This window comes from Paracoccus sp. Arc7-R13 (assembly GCF_004010775.1).
GTDB classification, from domain to species: Bacteria; Pseudomonadota; Alphaproteobacteria; order Rhodobacterales; family Rhodobacteraceae; genus Paracoccus; species Paracoccus marcusii.
In genome coordinates, this window is sequence record NZ_CP034810.1 from 979,013 (window position 1) to 1,000,737 (window position 21,725).

At 70.1% G+C, this 21,725-nt stretch carries 21 protein-coding genes; 2 read left to right on the forward strand and 19 right to left on the reverse strand.

Annotated elements, in window-relative coordinates:
• Positions 1 to 17: 17 nt before the first annotated feature.
• Genes pdxA through lptF form a run of 5 tightly spaced genes read right to left on the reverse strand, consistent with a single transcriptional unit; the run spans position 18 to position 6,888 of the window.
• A complete protein-coding gene (pdxA, locus tag EOJ32_RS04870) occupies positions 18 to 983 on the reverse strand; it encodes a 4-hydroxythreonine-4-phosphate dehydrogenase PdxA (RefSeq protein WP_164871468.1) in 966 nt (321 codons plus the stop codon).
• The gene (locus tag EOJ32_RS04875) at positions 980 to 2,251 is read right to left on the reverse strand and encodes a peptidylprolyl isomerase (RefSeq protein WP_127897874.1); all 1,272 of its coding nucleotides are present in this window, start codon (positions 2,249 to 2,251) and stop codon (positions 980 to 982) included. The genes pdxA and EOJ32_RS04875 overlap by 4 nt, the downstream gene beginning before the upstream one ends.
• A 31-nt stretch (positions 2,252 to 2,282) precedes the next feature.
• On the reverse strand, positions 2,283 to 4,664 hold the full coding sequence (locus EOJ32_RS04880; RefSeq protein ID WP_240542497.1) for an LPS-assembly protein LptD: 2,382 nt from the start codon (positions 4,662 to 4,664) through the stop codon (positions 2,283 to 2,285).
• Positions 4,661 to 5,770 (reverse strand): LPS export ABC transporter permease LptG, encoded by a 1,110-nt coding sequence (lptG, locus tag EOJ32_RS04885; protein WP_045983588.1) that lies wholly within the window; start codon positions 5,768 to 5,770, stop codon positions 4,661 to 4,663. The genes EOJ32_RS04880 and lptG overlap by 4 nt, the downstream gene beginning before the upstream one ends.
• Complete coding sequence (gene lptF, locus EOJ32_RS04890; RefSeq protein WP_127897875.1) at positions 5,767 to 6,888, reverse strand: LPS export ABC transporter permease LptF; 1,122 nt, start codon at positions 6,886 to 6,888, stop codon at positions 5,767 to 5,769. The genes lptG and lptF overlap by 4 nt, the downstream gene beginning before the upstream one ends.
• Before the next feature lie 110 nt (positions 6,889 to 6,998).
• On the opposite strand from lptF, the gene EOJ32_RS04895 reads away from it, so the two are divergent.
• Both EOJ32_RS04895 and EOJ32_RS04900 read left to right on the forward strand, forming a co-directional pair.
• Positions 6,999 to 8,582: a leucyl aminopeptidase gene (locus EOJ32_RS04895; protein WP_127897876.1), complete on the forward strand. Its 1,584-nt coding sequence runs from the start codon at positions 6,999 to 7,001 to the stop codon at positions 8,580 to 8,582.
• A 132-nt stretch (positions 8,583 to 8,714) separates the two neighbouring features.
• Complete coding sequence (locus EOJ32_RS04900) at positions 8,715 to 9,164, forward strand: DNA polymerase III subunit chi (protein WP_045983585.1); 450 nt, start codon at positions 8,715 to 8,717, stop codon at positions 9,162 to 9,164.
• An 85-nt stretch (positions 9,165 to 9,249) separates the two neighbouring features.
• Here the strand turns inward: EOJ32_RS04900 and urtE are convergent, their stop codons facing one another.
• From urtE to EOJ32_RS04970, 14 genes are all read right to left on the reverse strand, one after another.
• Positions 9,250 to 9,957 carry an urea ABC transporter ATP-binding subunit UrtE gene (gene urtE / locus EOJ32_RS04905; protein ID WP_127897877.1) on the reverse strand — a complete coding sequence of 236 codons (708 nt, stop codon included), beginning with the start codon at positions 9,955 to 9,957 and terminating at the stop codon, positions 9,250 to 9,252.
• 1 nt (position 9,958) lies between these two features.
• On the reverse strand, positions 9,959 to 10,699 hold the full coding sequence (urtD, locus tag EOJ32_RS04910; protein WP_127897878.1) for an urea ABC transporter ATP-binding protein UrtD: 741 nt from the start codon (positions 10,697 to 10,699) through the stop codon (positions 9,959 to 9,961).
• A complete protein-coding gene (urtC, locus tag EOJ32_RS04915; RefSeq protein ID WP_127897879.1) occupies positions 10,696 to 11,871 on the reverse strand; it encodes an urea ABC transporter permease subunit UrtC in 1,176 nt (391 codons plus the stop codon). Before urtC ends, urtD begins: the two co-directional genes overlap by 4 nt.
• Before the next feature lie 3 nt (positions 11,872 to 11,874).
• A complete protein-coding gene (gene urtB, locus EOJ32_RS04920; RefSeq protein WP_371705949.1) occupies positions 11,875 to 13,794 on the reverse strand; it encodes an urea ABC transporter permease subunit UrtB in 1,920 nt (639 codons plus the stop codon).
• Positions 13,795 to 13,848: 54 nt separating this feature from the next.
• Positions 13,849 to 15,108 (reverse strand): urea ABC transporter substrate-binding protein, encoded by a 1,260-nt coding sequence (gene urtA, locus EOJ32_RS04925; protein ID WP_205963202.1) that lies wholly within the window; start codon positions 15,106 to 15,108, stop codon positions 13,849 to 13,851.
• A gap of 216 nt (positions 15,109 to 15,324) precedes the next feature.
• Entirely contained in the window at positions 15,325 to 15,948 is a 624-nt protein-coding gene (gene ureG, locus EOJ32_RS04930; RefSeq protein WP_127897881.1) for an urease accessory protein UreG, read from the reverse strand.
• A complete protein-coding gene (locus tag EOJ32_RS04935; RefSeq protein WP_127897882.1) occupies positions 15,945 to 16,586 on the reverse strand; it encodes an urease accessory protein UreF in 642 nt (213 codons plus the stop codon). Before EOJ32_RS04935 ends, ureG begins: the two co-directional genes overlap by 4 nt.
• Entirely contained in the window at positions 16,573 to 17,124 is a 552-nt protein-coding gene (locus EOJ32_RS04940) for an urease accessory protein UreE (protein WP_127897883.1), read from the reverse strand. The genes EOJ32_RS04935 and EOJ32_RS04940 overlap by 14 nt, the downstream gene beginning before the upstream one ends.
• A gap of 16 nt (positions 17,125 to 17,140) precedes the next feature.
• Positions 17,141 to 18,826 carry an urease subunit alpha gene (ureC, locus tag EOJ32_RS04945; RefSeq protein ID WP_127897884.1) on the reverse strand — a complete coding sequence of 562 codons (1,686 nt, stop codon included), beginning with the start codon at positions 18,824 to 18,826 and terminating at the stop codon, positions 17,141 to 17,143.
• Positions 18,823 to 19,128 (reverse strand): urease subunit beta, encoded by a 306-nt coding sequence (locus tag EOJ32_RS04950; RefSeq protein WP_045981756.1) that lies wholly within the window; start codon positions 19,126 to 19,128, stop codon positions 18,823 to 18,825. The genes ureC and EOJ32_RS04950 overlap by 4 nt, the downstream gene beginning before the upstream one ends.
• Position 19,129: 1 nt before the next feature.
• Complete coding sequence (locus tag EOJ32_RS04955) at positions 19,130 to 19,687, reverse strand: HupE/UreJ family protein (RefSeq protein WP_127897885.1); 558 nt, start codon at positions 19,685 to 19,687, stop codon at positions 19,130 to 19,132.
• An 8-nt stretch (positions 19,688 to 19,695) separates the two neighbouring features.
• The gene (locus tag EOJ32_RS04960; RefSeq protein ID WP_046000035.1) at positions 19,696 to 20,010 is read right to left on the reverse strand and encodes an urease subunit gamma; all 315 of its coding nucleotides are present in this window, start codon (positions 20,008 to 20,010) and stop codon (positions 19,696 to 19,698) included.
• Positions 20,011 to 20,012: 2 nt separating this feature from the next.
• Positions 20,013 to 20,828, reverse strand: coding sequence for an urease accessory protein UreD (locus EOJ32_RS04965; RefSeq protein WP_127897886.1), 816 nt, complete (start codon positions 20,826 to 20,828; stop codon positions 20,013 to 20,015).
• Positions 20,829 to 20,953: 125 nt separating this feature from the next.
• Positions 20,954 to 21,718, reverse strand: a complete 765-nt coding sequence (locus tag EOJ32_RS04970; RefSeq protein ID WP_127897887.1) for a GNAT family N-acetyltransferase — start codon at positions 21,716 to 21,718, stop codon at positions 20,954 to 20,956.
• Positions 21,719 to 21,725: the final 7 nt, after the last annotated feature.

Here is a 21,725-nt window from a genome sequence, read left to right on the forward strand (position 1 = left end):
TGGACAAAGGAGAAACCTCATGCCCGGCTGTCCGCCATGGAGCGCGCCAGACGCAGCGCGGCGATGGTCGAGGAAGGATCGGCCAGCCCCTTGCCCGCGATGTCAAAGGCGGTGCCGTGATCGGGCGAGGTGCGGATGAAGGGCAGGCCGAGCGTCACGTTCACGCCGCCGTCGAAATCCAGCGTCTTGATGGGGATCAGGCCCTGGTCGTGATAGCAGGCGACGGCCGCGTCATAGCGCGCCCGCGCAGGGGCGTGGAACAGGGTGTCCGCCGGATGGGGGCCGGTGACGTGCAGGCCCTGATCGCGCAGACGGGCGATCAGGGGGGCGATCATGTCGCGGTCCTGGGTGCCCATCATGCCGCCTTCGCCCGCATGGGGGTTCAGCCCCGCAACCGCGATGCGCGGGGTAAGCAGGCCGAAATCGCGGATCATCGCGGCATGGGTCAGGCGGATCGCCTGTTCCAATGCTTGTTCGGTCAGGGCCGTGGGCACGTCGGCCAGGGGGATGTGGATCGTCGCGGGCACCACCCGGCAGGGTGGCGTCACCGTGGTCGAGGCCAGCATCATCGCCACCGGCACGTCGCCCGCCAGATGCGCCAGGAATTCGGTATGGCCCGGGAAGGCGAAGCCCGCGCCGCGGATCAGGGCCTCTTTGCTGATGGGGGCGGTGCAGATCGCGGCCACGCGGCCCGCCATCGCCAGATCGACCGCGCGGGCGATGACCGCGATGACATCGGCCGCATGGGCAGGGTCGGGGCGGCCGGGCGTGGCGGGGCCTGCGAAGTCATGGCGCAGCACCGGCAGGTGGCCGGGCGGAACGGCATCGTCGGGGTCCGCGACCGGGGTCCAGGCGGCGGTCGGAGGCAGGTGGCGCGGATCGCCCATCCAGATCAGGTCCACGCCCGCGGCCAGCGCCAGCGGCGCCAGTTCGGGGCCGATTCCCGCGGGTTCGCCGCAGGTCAGCAGGATGCGCGCCATCAGGGCCGCCGGATGATCGCGTCGGCCCGCAGATCGGCCAGCAGCCCTTCGGCGGCGGTGTTGATCTTGGCGTTGAACAGTCGGTCGCGGACGGCCTCGCGCGAGGGGATGCCCTGGACTTCGGGCTGGGGGATCGCGGCCTCGACCCCGTCATCGGGCAGGGCGGTGGTGGCCACCTGGGCCTGGGCGGCCAGCGCGGGCTGGCGCGAGCACAGCATCACCAGATCGGCCCCCGCGCCCGACGGGACCACCCCGGCCTCGTTGGCGTCCAATGAGGCCAGGCGCGCGCCGATCATCTGCGGGATCGCGCCCTGGGACACGGTCTGGCGCTGGATCTGGGCGGCGGCCTCGGGGCCTGCCTGGACGTAAAGGTCGTCGCAGCTGGTGGCCCGCGCGGCCAGGCTGGCCGCATCGGTGACCGAGGCCAGCCGCAGGGTCATGTAGTCCAGCACCTGTTCGCGCGCGCCCGGGCGCAGCGTGCCTTGGGCGTCGCGCAGGAAGAACAGGACCACCGCGCCTTCGACCGGCAGGGGCGGCGTGGTCTGGCCGGGCTGCAGGCCGGCGATGATCGGACGCAGGCTGGGCGGCAGGTTGTCCAGCGCCAGCAGTTCCAGCCGCCCGCCCGCCTCGGCCGAGGGGGTGGCCGAATACTGCCGCGCGGCTTCGGCGAACTGGGCCTCGGTCGGGCGCGAGGCGGCGATGCGTTCGGCCAGCTGCAGGGCCTGCGCCTCCTGTCCCGGCGGGGCGGGGATGATCAGCTCCGACAGCAGGACGCGGTCGATGATCGGGGTCTCGATCACGCGCTCCAGCTCCTGGTCGACCTCGGCGTCGGTGACGTTGACGCGGGGCAGCAGGCGGGCGCGCACGACGTCGCGCCAGACGGTGCCCGCCTCGACGAAATCGCGGAACACGCCTTCCTCGATGCCGGCGCGTTCCAGCTGGGCGATGAAGCCCGCCGCGTCCAGACCCGCGCGGCCTGCGAATTCCTCCAGACCGGCCTGCAGCCCCTCGGGGGTGATCTCGACGCCGATCTGGCGGGCGGCCTGGATGCGCAGGCGGTCGTCGACCAGCGCCCGTTCGGCGGCGGCGGCACTGGCGTCGGGGGCGCCGATCACCTGCATGAACCGCATCCGCTGATCGACCTCATAGCGGGTGACGGCGCTGTCGTTCACATAGACGACGGGCGCGAACAGGTTCTGCGCCGCCGCCGGCGTCACGGCGCCCGTGGCGATCATCGCCGCCAGGGCGATACCCGAAAGAAATTGCCGCATGTCTGCCCTCATCTGGTCCTTGGCCCGCAGGTTAGCGCATGCAGTTGCGGCGCGCCACCGTGCCGGGGCCGTCTTCTTGTGCGCCGAACCCGCCAAGGCGGACCGACAGGTCGAAGCTGGTTTCCGCGCGCAGCAGGTCGCTGCTGCTGAAGCGCCGCGACAGGCCGCTTTCCAGCGTGATGCATTCGTTGCGATAGGCCACGCGCAAGGCCGCGCGCTGTGCCCGGTCGGCGGCGAAATCATACCGCGTCTCGGCCTCGCCCCACCAGCCGTCCGCGATCTGCCATCCGACATTGGCGGCCAGTTCGCTGGCGTTGACGACGCGGCCCTCGTCCTCGCCGCGGTCGATCCAGATGTAGCCGGCCGACAGGTTCAGGTCCGGGCGCAGCCAGCCCACCCGCAATTCATTGCGCGAGATGCGCGCCGAATCGTCGAACAGCGCGCGGTTGGCCACGGCCAGCCCGCCGCCATTGTCGAAGTTCGCGGCCAGCAGCCAATCCGAGCTGCGCCCGCCCAGGGGGCTGTCGGCGGCAAAGTTGTCGGCATCGCGCGCGCGCAGCACGCGCCCGCCGGTCACCCCGATCGACCAGCCTGTCGGATCGATCCGCGTCCAGGTGGCGCCGATGTTGGCGCGCAGCCCGGTCTCGCGCACGTCCCAGCCCGGAAAGCGGTTGTCCGAGAACAGGTTGCCTTCGTCGAACTCGATCAGGCGGCTGTCCTCGTTCGGGATGTCCTGGTCGCGGCCGCGCGGCGAATAGAGGACCTGGACCACCGGCTCGACGATATGGGTGGCGCCGCCCGTGCCGCCGGCCAGGGGCCAGCGCAGTTCGACCCCGACCTGCGGATCGACGCGGGTCACGACGTCGTCGAACTGGTCGTCCTGCGCGATGCGGTACAGATCCGCGTCCAGCCCGGCCAGGGCGGCCGCGACGATGCCGCCGGGCAGGATCTGGTTGCGCCGCCAGTCCAGGCCCACGGATGCGCGCGCCACGTCGCGACCGACCAGGTCGCTGTCCGACGGGCGGCGATGGGCATGGGCCGACCATTCCAGCAGCGCCTCGCCGCCGATCAGGCGTGGCGTCAGGCGGCGCATCCAGATGGCGTCGGCCACCTGCGCCGGAGAGGTCGCGTTGTCCTCGTCCTCACGCAGAGTCTCATAGTTGCCGACGCGGCCCCAGAACAGCTTGTCGCGGCGCACGCGTTCGACGCTGACGCCGCTCCACAGGCGGTCGGCATCGGTGACGCCGTAATCCAGCAGATAGGCGCGGTCGCTGGCATGCTGGACCTGCAGCGCCAGGCGATAGTCGCGCGGCAGCAGGAACTGGGCCGCGCCGAACAGATAGCCGCGCGTCTCGCCCGGGCGCAGGTCGTCGCGGCTGATCGCGCCGTTCCATTCCGTGGCCCCGGTTGTGAAGGCCTGGCGATAGCGCAGCTCCAGCGTGCGGGTGCGGCTTTCGCTGACATAGGGGGTGACGGTCAGGTCGGTGCTGTCGCCCAGTGTCTGGAAATACGGCAGCTTGACCCCGAACCCCAGGCCCGAGGTCGTACGGATCTCGGGGCGCAGAAAGCCCGAGCGGCGTTCCACCGACGGGTCGGGCGCGGTCACACGGAAGGGCACATAGGCCAGGGGCACGCCGAAGGCGCGCAGCTGCGGGCGGTCGAAGGTGATCAGCCGCGTGTCGGCGTCGTGGATGATGCTGCGGGCGCGGATCTCCCATAGGGGCGTCGGATCGGTCGCGCAGATCTGGCAGCTGGAGGCCACGACATTGTCCAGCTGGCTGATCCGTCCGTCCTCGCGCCGCTCCAGCCGGGTCGAGGCCAGCTGCAGTTCGCGGGCCAGCACCAGCCGCGCGCCCAGGACGATGCCGTCCTGCAGTTCGCTGTCCAGCTGGGCGCTGTCGGCGATCAGGATGGCGTCGGTCTCGGGGTCGGCGGCGCCGGGGCGGGACAGGTGGATCGGCCCCTCGATGGTCAGATCGCCGCTGTCGCCGTCGACGACGATCCGGTCGGCAACCAGCCGGGCGCCCTGGTGCCAGACCACGACGCCGCCGGACGCGGTCAGGGTCTGGTCGCCCGCGACGTCGATCCGGTCGGCCAGCAGCGTGGCGGCCCCGGACTGCGGATCGCGCGGCCCGCCGCCGGGCAGGGTCACGTCGGCATCGGGTCCCACCACCATCGGGTTCTGGGGCGAGGGGGTGCGGTCGGCCACGGGCGCGCTGCCCAGGGCAACCGATTCGGGCGCCAGGGCCGTCACTCCGCTGTCGGCGGACATGCTGCCCGGCATGCCCGTCAGCGGCTGCACGCCCATGCCGTCATCGGCATCGAACATCGACTGGGCGGCCAGCGGACCGGACAGCGCGATCAGCGCCACCCCAGCCCGCAGCAGGCCCCGGCTTACCATGCGCGCGCTCATCCGTCCTCCCGTCTCAGGATCAGCCCCAGGGCCAGCATCGCGCCGACCAGGGGCGGCGTCCAGGCCGCCATCGCGGGCGGGATCTGCCCGTTATCCCCCAGAACCTGCGCCAGGTTGCGCAGAAAGAACAGCGCGATCCCCGCGCCGAACGCCATCAGCACGGCACCGCCGGTGTTGCGGCCCCGCACATGCTGCATGGTAAAGGCCGCGGCGATCAGCACCATCGCGGCCATCAGGAACGGGCGTGCCAGTTCGGTCTGGAACCAGACCTTGTGCCGGGCGGCGGAAAAGCCTGCGCGTTCCAGCCCGGCGATGAACTGCGGCAGCTGCCAGACCGGCACTGATTCGGGACGACCGAACCCTTCGCGGATGCGCTGGGCGGTCAGGTCCGACGCCAGGGTCATCGCGGCGCTGCGGGTGACGGCCGCCTGCGGATTGGGCTGATCCAGGGGAAAGTCGCTGACATCGCGCAGGTCCCAGGCCCCGGGGGTCAGCCGCGCCTCTCGGGCCTCGATGCGGCGGATCGGACCGGCCTCGGCGCCGAAGACCAGGAAGCTGGCGTCATACAGGGTCACGGCATCGGGGCTGGCGCGGCTGGCGCGGATCACGATCTGGCCGGCCTCCTCCCCGCCCTGCTGGACGGCCTGGCGCAGCCATACGGCGCTGTCGCCCAGGCTGACGGTCTGGCTGCCGGCGCGGTCGATCTCGGCCACGGCGTCGTCGTAAAGCGAGCCAGTGGCGGCGACCAGCGGGTTCAGTAGGCCAACGGTCAGCGCCCCCAGCACGATCGCGGTGGCCACCGGGGCCCGCACCACGCGCAGTGCCGACCTGCCCGATGCGCGGATCGCCACCATTTCCGAACTGCGGGCCAGGCCCAGGAACAGCGTGATCCCGGCCAGCACCGTCATCAGCGGCAGGATGGAATAGAAGCTGCCGGCGATGTTCAGCCCGGCCAGCCGCGCCGCCCCGCCCAGGCCGATGTCGCGGCCCGAAAAGCGGCGGATGATCTCGATCATGTCGATCAGGAACAGGATCAGCAGGAACACCCCCGCGATCATCATGAAGGCGCGCAGGAAGCGGCGCGCGACGTAAAGAGCCAGGATCATCGGGCGACCTCGCGTGGTCCGCGCGGTCGGGCGGCCAGCCACAGGAAGGCCAGGCACAGCCCCGCGCCCAGGACGGCGGGCAGATACAGGAGCGGCCACAGCGCGGCATCGCGGCCAACTTGGTTCGCGGCCGCGTTGGTCAGGAACTGCACCGCGATCAGCGACAGGGTGGCCCAGCCCACCTGCCGCCACACCCCGAACCGCGAGAACCCGCCGATCAGCAGCGTGGCAAAGCCCAGCATGGCCGCAATCGGCGACAGCAGCGGCTGGGCCAGCCGCTCATGCGCCTCGCGCTGGGCGTCGGCGGCGGTCGCGCCGGTAGCCTCCAGGACGGCCGGGTCGGCCTGCAGCAGCGCCAGCGTGCCGAAATCGCGCAGGTCGCGGCCCCGGCTGCCGCCGCCCGCGAACATCGCCCCCACGTCATAGCTGAACTCGTCGAAACGGGTCACCGACAGGACCGGGCCGTCGGGGCCGGGGCGCAGGTTCTGCGCCATGCCCTCCAGCAGGATCAGGACCGGGCCGGTATCGTTCCGGACGACCAGCGCCTCCTGCGCGGTATAGGTGACCTGGTCGGCGGGATCGCGCGAATCCTCGATGAACAGGTCCAGCAGGCGACCGTCGCCCGCCACGTCGCGGATGAACAGCGTGACCCCGCGCGCCGGGTACTGGAAGCTGCCGGGGCGCAGGAACTGCGCGGTCACGTTTTCGGCAATCTCGGCGCTGCGGTCGGCCAGGCGGGCGCGGGCCATGGGCACCAGCCCGTGAACCAGCACTGCCACCATCACGCCGACGAAGACGCCGAAGATCAGCACTGGCCGCGCCAGCCGCCACGGCCCCAGGCCCGCTGACTGCATCGCCACCAGTTCGGATTCGCCGGCCAGGCGGTTGGTGCCATAGGCGGTCGCCGCGAATGCCGCCACCGGCAGCACGACCGAGATGACCAGCGGCAGCGTCAGCGCCGTGAACTCCAGCACCACCAGGGCGGTCTGGCCGTCGTTCAGCAGATCGTCGAACAGGCTGACCGCCCGGTTGATCCAGTAGACGGACACCAGCACCAGGGCAAAGAACCCGAACAGCGTCAGCAGCTGTCCCAGGATGTATCGGTCGATGCGCGGCATGGATGGTCCTTGGCGTGACGTTCCGTCCTGCTTAGCGGCAAGGGCGGCTCTGGAAAAGGGCCGGGCGGGGGTCTAGGGTCGGCGCAACCAGACGTGAGGACCGTTTTGCAATGACCCAACCTGTCGAAATCAACTTCACCGAGGTCGCGCTGGACAAGCTGGCCGATCACAAGGGCCGCGTGGCCCTGATCATGACCGACGCGTCCAAGCTGCCGGGCAAGCTGCCCCGCGTGATCCGCGACGCCGCGACACGCGCGTTGGCCTCCAAGGCGGGCCGCGCGCTCAAGCCCGGTCAGGCGCTGGAGCTGGCCTTTCCCGCGGGCATGGCCGCCGACGCGCTGATCCTGGTGATGCTTCCCAATTCCGCCACCCAGGCCGAGGCACGCCGCGCCGGGGCCGCCCTGGGCGCCAAGCTGGGCACCGGGCACACGCTGGTTCTGGCGGGCAGCCACAAGCAGGCCGGACAGATCGCCTTCGGGCTGGCGCTGCGCGGCTATGATTTCTCGGTTTACAAGACCAAGCCCGCGACGCCGGACGCCGCCCCGGCCCAGGCCGAGGGGCTGATCCCCGAACAGCAGGCCGGACAGGACGACGCCGTCCTGGGCGACGCGCAGGCGACCGAGGCCCCCGACAGCGCCGATGCGCCCATCGGCGACAAGGCCCGCGTCACCGTGATGGTCAAGGACCCCGAGGCATTGGCGAAATCCGCCCAGGACGCCGCCGCGGTGGCCGAGGGCGTGTTCTTCACCCGCGACCTGGTCAACGAACCCGCCAACGTCCTGACCACCACCGACTTCGCCGACCGCCTGCTGGCCATGCAGGAGATCGGCCTGGAGGTCGAGGTTTTGGACGAGGATCAGCTGGCCAAGCTGGGCATGCGCGCCCTGCTGGCCGTGGGCCAGGGCAGCGAATCGCCCTCCAAGGTCGTGGTGATGCGCTGGAACGGCGGCGGCGACGAGGCGCCGCTGGCGCTGGTCGGCAAGGGCGTCGTCTTCGACACCGGCGGCATCTCGATCAAGCCGGGCGCCGGCATGGAGGAGATGACCATGGACATGGGCGGCGCGGGCGTCGTCGCGGGCACCATGCGCGCCCTGGCGCTGCGCCGCGCCAAGGCCAATGTCGTGGGCCTGGTCGGCCTGGTCGAGAACATGCCCGACGGGCGCGCCTATCGTCCCGGCGACATCCTGAAGTCGATGAAGGGCGACACGATCGAGGTCGTGAACACCGACGCCGAGGGCCGCCTGGTCCTGGCCGACGTCCTCTGGTACGCGCAGGAAACCTATCGCCCCCGCGCCATGATCGACCTGGCGACCCTGACCGGCGCGGTCATCATCGCGCTTGGCCATGACAATGCGGGCGTCTTCTCGAACGACGACATGCTGGCGGGCCAGCTCCTGTCGGCCGCCAAGGCGGAGGGAGAGGGCGCATGGCGCCTGCCCCTCGGCGCGGCCTATGACGGGCTGATCAACTGCCGCCTGGCGGACATGAAGAACTCGGGCGGGCGCGCGGCGGGTTCCATCACCGCGGCGCAGTTCCTGCAGCGTTTCGTCAAGGAAGGCCAGCCCTGGGCGCATATCGACATCGCGGGCGTGGCCCTGCCGCCGGGCGGCACCGACCTGGCGCCCAAGGGCGCGTCGGGCTGGGGCGTGATGACGCTGGATCGCCTGGTGCGCGACGGCTTCGAGGACGTGTGAGCCCCGCGACGTCTGCGGTGCACGCCCCGTGCACCGCCTGCGCACGCCCCGGACGCCCGCGATCGTCGGCGTCCGGGGCCACGCTGCCCCTTGCCGGCGGTCGCGCCGCCATCGCCGGGGTGCTGCGCTGACATGGGCAAGGCGCTGTTCTATCACCTGACCCGGTCCCCGGCCGAGGCGCTGCTGCCGGTCCTGCTGACCAAGGCTCTGTCCGCGGGTTGGCGGGTCGAACTGTCGGCCCCCGACCCGGATCGCCTGGACCGGCTGGACCAGCAGCTGTGGCAGGGCGACGGCTTCCTGCCGCACGGCCTGTCCGGCGGCCCCCATGACGCGCGACAGCCGATCCTGCTGACCCTGCCCGATCAGCCTGCCGCCAACGACCCGTCCTGCCTGATGGCGCTGGACGGTGCTCCGGTTGCGCCCGATCGCGCGCAGGCCGTGCAGCGGACCTGCATCCTGTTCGACGGGGGCGACGCGCAGGCGCTGGAACGCGCCCGCGCGCAATGGCGCGAGCTGACCGCCGCGGGCGTCGAGGCGGAATACTGGTCCGAAGAATCGGGCAAGTGGGAACGCAAGCGCTAGGGCAGGACGGTCATGTCCGGGTGCCGGCCTTCCGGGGGGTCAGGGGGGCTGGCAGCCCCCCTGCCACCGTCCGCGACGACGTCCTTCAGGCGCTGGCATGTCCCGCCAGGCGGGCGTGCAGGTCCGACCGCGCCAGATCGGATTTCGGCCCCTGCAGCACCGCGCGCCCGCGTTCCATGACCAGGAACCGGTCGCCCAGATCCCAGGCAAAGTCAAAGAACTGCTCGACCAGCACGATCGCCATGTCGCCCCGGTCGCGCAGCCCGGCGATCACCTGCCCGATCTGGGCGATGATGTTGGGCTGGATCCCCTCGGTCGGCTCGTCCAGCAGCAGCACGCGGGGCCGGGTGATCAGCGCGCGGGCGATGGCCAGCTGCTGCTGCTGGCCGCCCGACAGATCGCCGCCCCTCCGATGCGCCATGTCGGCCAGCACCGGAAAGCTGTCGAAGATCGCGTCCGGGATGCGCCTGTCGCCGCGGGGCAGACAGGCGAACCCGGTCTCCAGGTTCTCGCGCACCGTCAGCATCGGAAAGATCGCGCGGCCCTGCGGGACATAGCCCACGCCCATCCGCGCCATCCGCTGCGCCGACAGCCGGCCCAGGGGCTTGCCGTCCCAGGTGATGTCCCCGCCTGACCGGGGATGCCTGCCGGCCAGCAGGTTCATCAGGCTGGTCTTGCCCACGCCGTTGTTGCCCATCACGCAGGTGACCTCTCCGGGGCGCGCCACCAGGTCGATCCCGTGCAGGATCTGGCTACCGCCGTAATGCAGGGTCAGGTTCTTGGCCTCGATCATCTCATCGCCCCAGATAGACGTCGATGACGTCGGGATTGCGGGTCACGTGGTCCAGGCTGCCTTCGGCCAGCACGGACCCCTGGTGCAGCACGGTCACCTTGCAGTTCAGGCGGCGCACGAAATCCATGTCGTGTTCGACCACCACCACGGCACGCGTTTCCGCCAGCCGGCACAGCAGCGTCGTCGTCTGTTCGCGTTCCGCCAGGGTCATGCCGGCCGCGGGTTCGTCGACCAGCAGCAGCCGCGGGTCGGATGCCAGCAGCATCCCGATCTCCAGCCACTGCTTCTGGCCGTGGCTCAGCTCTCCGGCCGGGCGGGACAGCTGGTCGGCCAGCCCGACCTCGGTGGCTAGCTCGCTCACGCGGTCCCGCGACGCGGCCGTGGGCCGCCAGCCCAGCACCGCGAACGGGCTGCGGTCGGCCTTCAGCGCCATCACCAGGTTGTCGGCGACCGACTGGTCCTCGAACACGGTGGGTCGCTGGAACTTGCGACCGATCCCCTCGCGGGCGATCTGCGCCTCGGACAGCTTCAGCAGCGATTTCGACGTGGCCCCCCACAGCACCTCGCCCGTGTCGGGGCGCGTCTTGCCGGTCACGATGTCCATGAACGTCGTCTTGCCTGCGCCGTTCGGCCCGATCACCGCGCGCAGTTCGGCCGCGTTGATGGAAAAAGACAGGTTGTTGATCGCCTTGAACCCGTCGAAGGACTTGCTGATCCCGCTGACCTCCAGAAGCGCGCTCATGCCCGGTCTCCCTTGCGGCTGAACAGGTCGAACACCCCGGCGATGCCCTTGGGCGCGAACAGCGTGACCAGCACGAAGGACAGGCCCAGCAGCACCTGCCACCAGTCGACCCAGTTCACCACGTATCCCGGCAGGTGGATCGACGGCGTCCGCCCGCCGGTGAACCAGCTGGACAGAAGCGACACGACCACCGAACCGATGACCGCGCCGTAGAGCCGCCCGCGCCCGCCGATCGCCACCCAGACCGCCAGGTAGATCGAGGCGATGGGCATCATTTCGGCCGGGTTGATGATCCCGGCCTGGGGATAGTACAGCGCCCCGGCGATGGCGGTGATCATCGCGGCCAGGGTGAAGACGACCAGCTTGAACCCCTCGACCGGATAGCCCAGGAACCGCACACGCGTCTCGTCGTCGCGGATGGCGCGGGTGACGCTGCCGAACTTGCCGCTGACCAGCCAGGCGGCCAGGGCATAGAACAGCGCCAGCGCCGCGGCCGATGCCCACAGGAACCACACCGACAGGGTCGCCTGGCCCACATGGTCCAGCCCCGGCAGGTTCTGCAGGCCCGACAACCCGTTGTTGCCCCGGAACCCGCTGTCGTTCTGAAACAGCCACAGCGCCAGCGCCAGGGTCATCGCCTGCGTCAGGATCGACAGATAGACGCCGTTGACGCGGCTGCGGAAGGCCAGCCAGCCGAAGATCAGCGCCAGAAGCCCCGGCACCGCCACGACCAGCAGCAGCTGCAGCCACAGCGAATGCGCGAAGGACCAGACCAGCGGCAGGTCGGACGACCCGACCACGCCGAAGATCTGGTTGGTGACCGCGTCGCGGACCTCCTGCGGGGTGGGGGGGATGGGCGATTGCGCCAGCTGCGGCGCGACGATGGCTTCAATGCGCGCATACATCAGCCATTGTCCGATCATGTAGCCGCCAAGCGCGAAGAACGCCATCTGGCCCAGGGACAGGATGCCCAGGTATCCCCAGACCAGGTCCATCGCGACCGCCGCCAGCGCCAGGCACAGCGTCATGCCCAGGATCTTGACCGTTGATGTCGGCAGCGCGCCGGTGCCATAGGCCTGGCTGGTCAGCGTGACGGCCAGTGTCAGCACCGCCAGCACGGCCAGCATCGCCAGGACCGACGGATTCCTCAGGATGAAGGGGGTTCGGGTCATGTCTTACGCCTCGGCCGCGCGACCGCGCTGCGGGATGATCCCGCGCGGCCGGAACTGGATGAAGATGATGATGAACAGGATCATGAAGGTCTGGGCGGCCAGCGTATTGGCGGGGTTCATGAACTCGATCACCTTGGACAGTCCGCCGATCAGGGTGGCCCCCGCCAGCGTGCCCCAGATGTTGCCCACGCCGCCCACGACCACGGTCATGAAGCTTTGGACGATGTATTGCTGGCCGATTTCCGACGTCACCTGCGCGAACAGACCGATCGCCACGCCTGCGATCCCCGCGATGCCGGACCCCAGACCGAAGGTCATCATGGCGATTCGGTCGGGGTTGATGCCCATGGATGCCGCCATGCCGGGGTTCTGGGTGACGGCGCGGACCTCAAGGCCCAAGCGTGTGCGCTTCATGATGAACAGGAACAGCCCCAGGAACAGCAGTGCCAGCACGAAGATCGCAACCCGGATCGCGCTGATGCCGATGACGTCGTTCACGGTGATCGACCCCTCCAGCCAGGCGGGGGCGGTCAGCGGGCGGGCCTGGGTGCCGAAGATGTTCTTGGCCAGCTGCTGCAACGCGATGGACACGCCGAAGGTCGCCAGCAGCGTCTCCAGCGGGCGGTTGGCCAGGTGCCGGATCACCAGACGGTACAGAACCACCCCCGCCAGCGCGGTCACCACGAAGGCCAGGGGCAGCGCCACCACCAGCGACAGCGTGCGGTCCGCGATGACGGTCTGGACCGTGTAGGCGGTATAGGCGCCCATCATGATGAATTCGCCATGGGCCATGTTGATGACCCGCATGACGCCGAAGGTGACGGCCAGCCCGATCGCCGCCAGGAAATAGATCGAGGCCAGCGACAGCGCGTCCAGCCCCAGGTCGATCCCGGTCATCGCGCCAAGGCGCACCTGGGCGCGGATCTGGGCGGCCTTGGCCGCGTCCGTCACCGCGGGGTCGGGTTCGGCATAGACCTCGAAGAAGCGGCTGGCGTCCAGGGCGGCCTGGATCTCGGTCTCGGTCGCGGCGGGGGGGACGGCGCCTGCCGCCTCCAGCGCCTGATAGGCGCGGTCGCGGGCGGCCTGGTCGGACAGGTGGTCCACGGGCACGCCCGCCACCGCCCCGTCGGTGATGTTGGCGGCCAGCGCCGCGCGCTGATCGGCACCCGACAGGGGCGGCTGCAGCAGGTCCTGCTGGACCAGCTGGGCCAGGGCCGCCTCGCGCGGCAGGCCCGCGTCGCCGGGGGTCAGCTCGCGCGCGACATTGGCGCCCGGCGGCGTGTCGGGGGCCACCACCGCGCGGGTCACCAGAAGCGGGTTCAGCGCGGCGCGGAAATCCAAGCCGACGTCGCCCGCCATCTCCTCGATCGCGGCGACGCGGGCGGCGCTGTCGGGGTCGTGCTGGATGGTCAGCAGGCGTTCCAGCCGCGCCTTGCGCGCCGCCAGCACGGGGTCGGGATCGTCCAAGGCCGCGCGCAGCAGCGGCAGCTGGTCGGGTGCCGCGCCGCGTTCCAGCGACTGCAGCGCGGCCGCCCGCCGCGCGGGGTCTGGGTCGGTCAGCGCGCCCGCGGCCAGCGCCGCCTCGATCACGCCGCGCACGCCGGAATTGGGGCGCAGCATGCGCGGATCGGCCCCCGCGACCGCATCGCCGGTCACAGCGTCCGTGGCCGTGTCGTCGTCCATGATCAGAACCTGGCCGGTTTCCGTCAGGCCCAGGCTGCGGTCGGCCCAGGCCTGCAGCATCGCCAGGCCCTCGGGGCCGGTCGCCGCGATCTGGTCGACCAGTGGCCCGACCGTCTGGCGCGAGGGACGTTCAATCTGGTCCAGGTTCGCGTCGATGACGGCTTGCAGGGCCGGGTTGGCCTGCGCCGACCACGGCAGGATCAGCGCAAGCGCGCAGGCAAGAAGACGATGGCGGATCACGGGGGCTTCCTTCGCACGAAGGGCCGGGCGGCGCGGGGCCGCCCGACCGTCACGTCAGTAGTTCGACTGGACCTGGACGCAGCTGTCCGTTTCCGTGTTGAACATGCCGCAGTCCTTGCCCGGCCAGTCGGCGTCCAGCACCGCCGATTCCGGCAGGAAGTCGGTCCAAGCATCGCCCGGCACGGGGTCGGTCTGGCTGACGATGTCGAACTGGCCGTCCTCGCGGATCTCTCCGATCAGGACGGGCTTGGTGATGTGGTGGTTGGGCAGGACGGTGGCCGTGCCGCCGGTCAGGTTCGGCACCTCGACGCCGACGATCGCGTCAAGAACCGTGTCCACGTCGGTGGTGCCCGCAGCCTCGACCGCAGCGACCCAGGCGTTGAAGCCGATGACGGTGGCCTCCATCGGGTCGTTGGTCACGCGGTCCGCATCGCCGGTGAAGGCCTTCCACTCCTCGATGAAGGCGGTGTTCGCCTCCGATTCGGCGGTCTGGAAATAGTTCCAGGCGGCCAGGTGGCCGACCAGGTTGGCGGTATCCAGGCCCGACAGCTCCTCCTCGCCCACGGAAAACGCCATGACCGGAATGTCGTCCGCCGACACGCCGGCCGCGGCCAGCTCCTTGTAGAAGCCAACGTTCGCGTCGCCGTTGATGGTGGACACGACGCCGACCTTCTTGCCGCCCGCGCCAAGCGCCACGACATCGGCCACGATCTTGGACCAGTCGGAATGCCCGAAGGGGGTGTAGTTGACGAAGATGTCCTCGGGTGCGGTGCCGTTATCCTTAAGATAGGCATCCAGGATGTTGTTCGTGGTGCGCGGATAGACATAGTCGGTGCCCAGAAGCGCCCAGCTTTCCACGCCCAGCTCGTCGCGCATGTAGTCGACGGCGGGGATCGCCTGCTGGTTCGGGGCGGCGCCGGTATAGATCACGTTCATGGACGATTCCTCGCCCTCGTACTGGACGGGATAGAACAGAAGGCCGTTCAGCTCCTCGATCACGGGCAGGACCGACTTGCGGCTGACGCTGGTCCAGCAGCCGAAGATCGCGTCCACGTCGCTGACGGTCAGCAGCTCGCGCGCCTTTTCGGCGAACAGCGGCCAGTCGGAGGCCGGATCGACGACCACCGCTTCCAGCGGGCGTCCCAGCACGCCTCCCTTGGCATTCTGCTGTTCGACCAGCATCAGGACGGTGTCCTTCAGCGTGGTTTCCGAGATCGCCATGGTGCCCGACAGTGAATGCAGCACGCCGATCTTGATCGGCTCGCCCTCCTGCGCATGGGCGGCGTGGGCCAGCGTCAGGGCGCTGGTCAGCATCAGGATCTTGGTCAGCTTGGTCATCGTTACCCTTTTCCCCCCGGCGCGTCGGCCGGTGTCCCTGTTGTCCTTGGGAAGGCGCGCGGCCTTCGCATGTGCAGAAAGAGGGGAAAATCGGGCAGTTGGACAGGATTTCAGCAGTCCCTGCGCGCCCCGCGCAGGCAGTGGCGCGGACTTCGGCAGTGGGCGGGGCAAATGCCCGCCCGCCGGGCAAAGTTACGCCGCGCGAGGCGTCAGGCCGCCCTGTTCGACCAGGAAATCGACGATCTGCTGCACGCCGCGGCCGTGACGCAGCTGGGCCATGACCACGGGACGGGGTCCCCGTGCCTCATGTGCATCCTTTTCCAGCAGTGCGGCATCGACGCCGACATGCGGGGCCAGGTCTGTCTTGTTCACCACCAAGAGGTCGGACCGCGCAAGGCCCGGGCCGCGCTTGCGGGGAATGTCCTGCCCCGCGGCCGTGTCGATCACATAGATCGTCAGGTCGGCCAGTTCCGGGCTGAAGGTCGCGGCCAGGTTGTCGCCACCCGATTCGATCAGGATCAGCTCTAGATCCGGGAAGGCCGCGTTCAGATCGGCGATGGCGGCGAGGTTGATGCTGGCATCCTCGCGGATGGCGGTATGCGGACAGCCGCCGGTTTCCACGCCGCGGATGCGTTCGACAGGCAGGACCTGGGCGCGCATCAGCGCCTCGGCATCCTCGCGGGTATAGATGTCGTTGGTGATCACCGCCATCGACAGGCGGGGGGCCAGCGCGCGGGCGATCTGTTCGGTCAGCGTCGTCTTGCCGGCGCCGACGGGACCGCCGATGCCGACGCGGAGAGGGCCATTCAAGCTCATGAGCGGAAGATCCTTGTGGTCATGGTTTCGTGGGCCATCGCGGCGATGTCGGCGCCCCAGGTGGCGCTGGTCAGATCGTCGGGCATGGCCGTGACGGCGCAGGCGGCCCGGTCCAGGATGCGCGGCTGCAGGGCGGCCAGCATTCGCTGTCCCTCGACCGGGCCCAGGGGCAGGAACCGCACCGCCGCGCTGATCAGCGCCGCCGCCTGCGCCTGCAGGAAGGCCGCGATGATCTCTGCCGGAGGCAGGGGCAGGGCGGCGCAGGCGCGGCCCATGGCGACGGGCAGGGCCACGGGCGGCTGCGGCGACCCGGTCAGCGCGGCCATGTTGGCGGCGAAGGCCGCGCCCTGCTCAGTGGTCTCGGCCAGGCGCTGGCTGCTCATGCAGGCCGCCCGGGCCAGGTCGTCCAGATCTGCGTGGTCAACATCAGGCCGCAGGGCCAGCGACAGCAGCACCGCATCGGCCCAGCCCGCGCCGTGGTCCAGCCAATCGGCCAGCCATTGCGGCAGCGTCGCGCGCGTTACCCAAGCTCCGTCCATCGCGTATTCCAAGCCCTGCGACCAAGCAAAGCCGCCCACCGGAAAGGCGGGCGACAGCAGTTGCGACAGCTGCAGGCGGGCGGCCTCAGGCGTGGTCATGCGCGTGGCTGTGGCTTTCGGCATGCGCATGCGCGTGGCTATGGCTTTCCGCGTGGGAATGCGTGTGTTCGCCCGCGCCATGGGGGTGGTTCGTTGCGGGGCCGTGGTCATGGCCGAAGGTGCGGCCGTGGCCATAGGCGCCGCCTTCGGGACGGAAGGGCATGTCCTTGCGGCACATGTCCGCGCCCAGCTGCTTCAGCATCGCCTCCAGCACGTGATCCTGGCGGATAACCAGGCGGTCGGCCTCGATCCGGCAGGGGGTGTGGCGGTTGCCGATGTGCCAGGCCAGCCGGGGCAGGTTGCCGCGGATGACCAGCACCGGTTCCGGCGCCGCGCGCACGACGACTTGGCGGCCGTCGGACAGCTCGAACGCGTCGCCGTCGTCCAGGCTGGTGACCTCGGGCAGGTCGACCATGAAGTCGCCCCCCTCGCAGGACAGGCGCTTGCGGCGCAGCAGGCGGCCTTCATAGTCCAGGCTGACCTCGGCGTCGAATGGTGCAGGGGCGTTGCGGATGATGGAATGTGCGGTTGCGATCATGGTGGGGTCCTCCCTCTCAGAAGAGGAAATAGCGCTGTGCCAGCGGCAGTTCCGTCGCGGGCTCGCAGGTTAACAATTGTCCATCGGCCCGGACCTCGTAGGTCTCGGGATCGACCTCGATTGCGGGCATGGCGTCGTTCATCGCCATGTCGCGCTTGCCGATGTCGCGGGTGTTCTCGACCGCGATCAGGGTCTTGGACAGCGCCTCTCCGGCCCCGGCCTCCAGACCGGCACGCGACAGGAACAGCGCCGAAGCGCGGCGGTTATGCCCCCACATGGGTCGCGAAAAGATCGGCTGCACCGGGATCGAGCCGTTCGGATCGCCCATCTGCGCCACGCTGATCTGCCCGCCGACCAGCACCATCTCGGGCTTGGCCGCGAAGAAGGCGGGCGACCACAGGACCAGATCGGCGCGCTTGCCCGGGGTGATCGAGCCGATATGGCCGCTGACCCCATGCGCGATGGCCGGGTTGATCGTGTATTTCGCGATGTAGCGGCGCGCGCGGATGTTGTCGTTCTGGCCCTGCTCCTCCGCCAGCCGCCCACGCTGCTGGCGCATCTTGGACGCGGTCTGCCAGGTGCGGATGATCACCTCTCCGATCCGGCCCATCGCCTGGCTGTCGGATGAGATCACCGAAAACGCGCCCAGATCGTGCAGGATGTCCTCGGCCGCGATGGTCTCCTTGCGGATGCGGCTCTCGGCAAAGGCCACGTCCTCGGGGACGCGGCGGTCCAGGTGGTGGCACACCATCAGCATGTCCAGATGCTCTTCCACCGTGTTGGCGGTGTAGGGGCGCGTGGGGTTGGTCGATGACGGCAGCACGTTCGCCATGCCGACCATGCGGATGATGTCGGGGGCGTGCCCGCCGCCCGCGCCTTCGGTGTGATAGGCGTGGATGGTGCGTCCGCCGATGGCGGCCATCGTGTCCTCGACAAAGCCCGATTCGTTCAGCGTGTCGGTGTGGATCATCACCTGCACGTCCATCGCGTCGGCGACGCTCAGGCAGGTGTCGATGGCCTTGGGCGTGGTGCCCCAATCCTCGTGCAGCTTCAGCGCGCAGGCGCCCGCGCGGATCTGCTCCTCCAGCGGCGCCGCGATCGACGCATTTCCCTTGCCCGCGATGCCGATATTGACCGGCAGGTCGGCGCAGGCCTCCAGCATGCGGGCGATGTGCCACGGGCCCGGCGTGCAGGTCGTGGCCAGCGTGCCATGCGCGGGCCCGGTGCCGCCGCCCAGAAGCGTCGTGACGCCGGAATGCAGCGCGTGGTCCACCTGCTGCGGGCAGATGTAATGGATGTGGCAGTCAAAGCCGCCGGGGGTCAGGATGCGCCCCTCTCCGGCGATGATCTCGGTCCCGGGGCCGATGATCAGGGTGACGCCGGGCTGGGTGTCGGGGTTGCCGGCCTTGCCGATGCCCGCGATCATGCCGTCGCGGATGCCCACGTCCGCCTTGACGATGCCCTGGTGGTCAAAGACCACGACGCCGGTGATGACCGTGTCCATCGCGCCGCCCGCGCGGGTGATCTGGCTTTGGCCCATGCCGTCACGGACGACCTTGCCGCCGCCGAACTTGACCTCCTCTCCGGGGATGGTCAGGTCGCGCTCGACCTCGATGATGATTTCCGTGTCCGCCAACCGGATGCGGTCGCCTTTCGTGGGGCCGTAAAGCGCCGCGTAATCGTCGCGCGACAGGGTGGTCACAGCGCACCCCCGATCTGGCCGCGAAAGCCGTGGACGATGCGGTCGCCCGCATAGCCCACCAACGTGACCTGACGCGACTGGCCCGGCTCGAACCGAACGGCGGTGCCTGCGGGGATGGCCAGGCGCATGCCGCGCGCCGCCGCGCGGTCGAAGTCCAGCGCGGCGTTGGTTTCCGCGAAATGGTAATGGCTGCCGACCTGGATGGGCCGGTCGCCGGTATTGGCGATCATCAGCGTGATCGTCGCGCGTCCGTCGTTCAGCGCGATGGTGCCCTCGGCGGGCAGGATCTCACCCGGAATCATGTCACGCCACCGTCAGCGCCAGGCCCGCCAGCGCAGTGCCGCCGCCCAACACGCGCAGCTCCAGCCCCCGCGACAACAGGCGGCCAAAGGCGATGCCGCCCAGATGCAGCGCCATGGTGGCCAGCGCAAAGCCCGCCGCATAGAGGGGCAGGCCGGTCGCCGGACCCTCGGCCCCATGCGCCCAGCCATGGGCCGCGCCAAACAGCGCGACCATCGGGACCAGCGCCGCCATCGGCAGACGCGCGGCCATCGCGACCAGCACGCCGAGGATCACGACAGAGGCCAGGATCATCGGCTCGACCACTGGCAAGCCCATGCCGCCCGCGCCCATCGCGCCGCCCGCCAGCATCGCGCCCACGAAGGTCGCGGGCAGCGCCCAGACCGCCCGCCCGCCCAACTGCGCGGCCAGCAGGCCAAGCGCCACCATCGCCAGCAGGTGATCGGCCCCGCCCACCGGGTGGGCCAGTCCGTGGATGAGCTGGCCCTCATCGTGGACATGGCCGGGATGGGCCAGCGCGGCCGAGGGCAGCAGGGTGGCGGCAAGCGTCAGGCGTTTCATCAGGGCGTTCATTCTGCGGCCTCGCGGATGGGGTGGTGGACGGTGACCAGCTTGGTCCCGTCGGGAAAGGTCGCCTCGACCTGGACGGATTCGATCATGGCGGGGATGCCGGGCATGCACTGATCGGCGGTGATCACATGGGCGCCCGCCTGCATCAGGTCGGCGACGGATCGTCCGTCGCGCGCGCCTTCGACCACGTAATCGGTGATCAGCGCGATCGCCTCGGGGTGGTTCAGCTTGACGCCGCGCGACAGGCGGCCACGCGCCACCATGGCGGCCACCGAGACCAGCAGTTTCTCGCGTTCGCGGGGGGAAAGGTTCATCGTCAGACCTGCCAGATGCGGGGAAGGGGATCGGGGCGCAAGGCGCGCAGCACTCGGTTGATCTGCCGTCGCAGGGGCCAGCCATCGACGGCCAGCAGGCGGATGACCAGCCGGCCGGGGGGGGCGCTGGCGGCGGCCGTCACGCCGGGCTCGTCCAGAACGGCGCGGGCGGCGGCCAGCCGGTCGGGCGCGTCATCCGCGATCATCGCCAGCGTGGCCAGCGCCGGGGCACCCGCGGTCATGGCCGGGTTCGCCAGCCGCGCAAGCGCGTCGTCGTCCAGCGACAGCGCATCGTGGTGGATCACGCGACCCGCGCGGCGCACCACGCGGCGGTCGCGCAGATGCAGCCGCGTTGGGCGTTCGCCCATGGCCAGGCGGCCCAGGACCAGCATCTCCAGCAGCAGGCAGCCCGCGCCGGGGGCCAGATCGACGGTCGTGTCCCGCTCCAGCCGCGCATCGTCATAAAGGATCGTCTCCTGCGGCACCCAGTCCAGCCAGCCGCCGGCGCCGACCGTTATTGCGACCGAGGCCCGCGCAGGCGCGCCCGTCGCGCGATAGGCGCGTTCGGCGGTCTGGGTCGTGGCCAGGGCGCGCGTACCCGCCCGCAGGTCCACGCCAAAGGACAGCCCGTCGCCCGATGCCAACCCGCCCGCGGTGTTCAGGAACACGATCTCGGGCAGGCCCGCGGTCATGCGGGGCAGCATCGCCTTGGCCGACCCGCGCTGGGCCAGGTCGATCAGGCCGCGCGGCCCCATGACCACATGCGCCGCCCCGTGGCTGCGCTGCATGCGGATGGATGGGGCACCGGTGTCGAACATGGGGGCAAGGGGCGCCGGACATCGGGCAAGGTCAATCACCGCCCCCGGCCATCCTGCACCCGCCAAGGGCAGATCGCCCGCATGTGCCCACGGTTTGGGCAGCGTGCCCGTTTTCGGGGCGGATGTCAGGCGGGCTGCTGGGCCAGCGCGTGCAGCAGGCGGCGGCGGGCGGGAGGGATGGCGCGGATCTCGACCCCGGTGAAGACATGCATGGTCATCAGCGCCGGATCGACGACGGCATGGTCGCTGACCCAGCCCCCCATCGCCAGATAGCTGCGCAGCAAGGGCGGCATCGTCTCTGCCGCGCGGCGGGGGTCGGGCTGGCGCAGGCGCAGGGCGCGGGCAAAGCGGAACACGGTCGGCGCCTTGACGCGCGGCCACCAGCGTCGTGGCGCCAGGTGGCGGTCCTTGAGCATGGCAAAGGCCTCGGCATGGGTCTCGGGGTCGAGGCCGCTGAAGCTGGAACAGCCGAACAGCATCTCGATCCCGGTCTCCTCGATGAAACGGGTCAGCGCGCCCCAGGCCAGGCGGATCACGTCCGGGTCGTGGCAGTCGGGATGCAGGCAGAACCGCCCCATCTCGACCATCGGACCGTCGAATCGGCCAAGCGCGGCCAGATCGTAGAACTGCGCCGAATAGCTGCGCGCGATCTGGGAACCGTCGGCCAGTGGCAGAAATCGGAAGCTGCAGACCAGCCGATCATCCCGCAGGTCGTGGATCAGCATGTGGCGGCAGTCGTCGTCCAGATGGTCCGCGTCCAGTGACTGTCCGTCGTCGGACCGGCCCGTGCGCGCAACGAAGGCCAACCAGCGCAGCCGCTGTGATTCGCGCAGATCGCCCGGCGTTTCGGCCAGGCGGGCACGATAGCGGCCCTTGCAGAACGGTTGCATCGCGCGA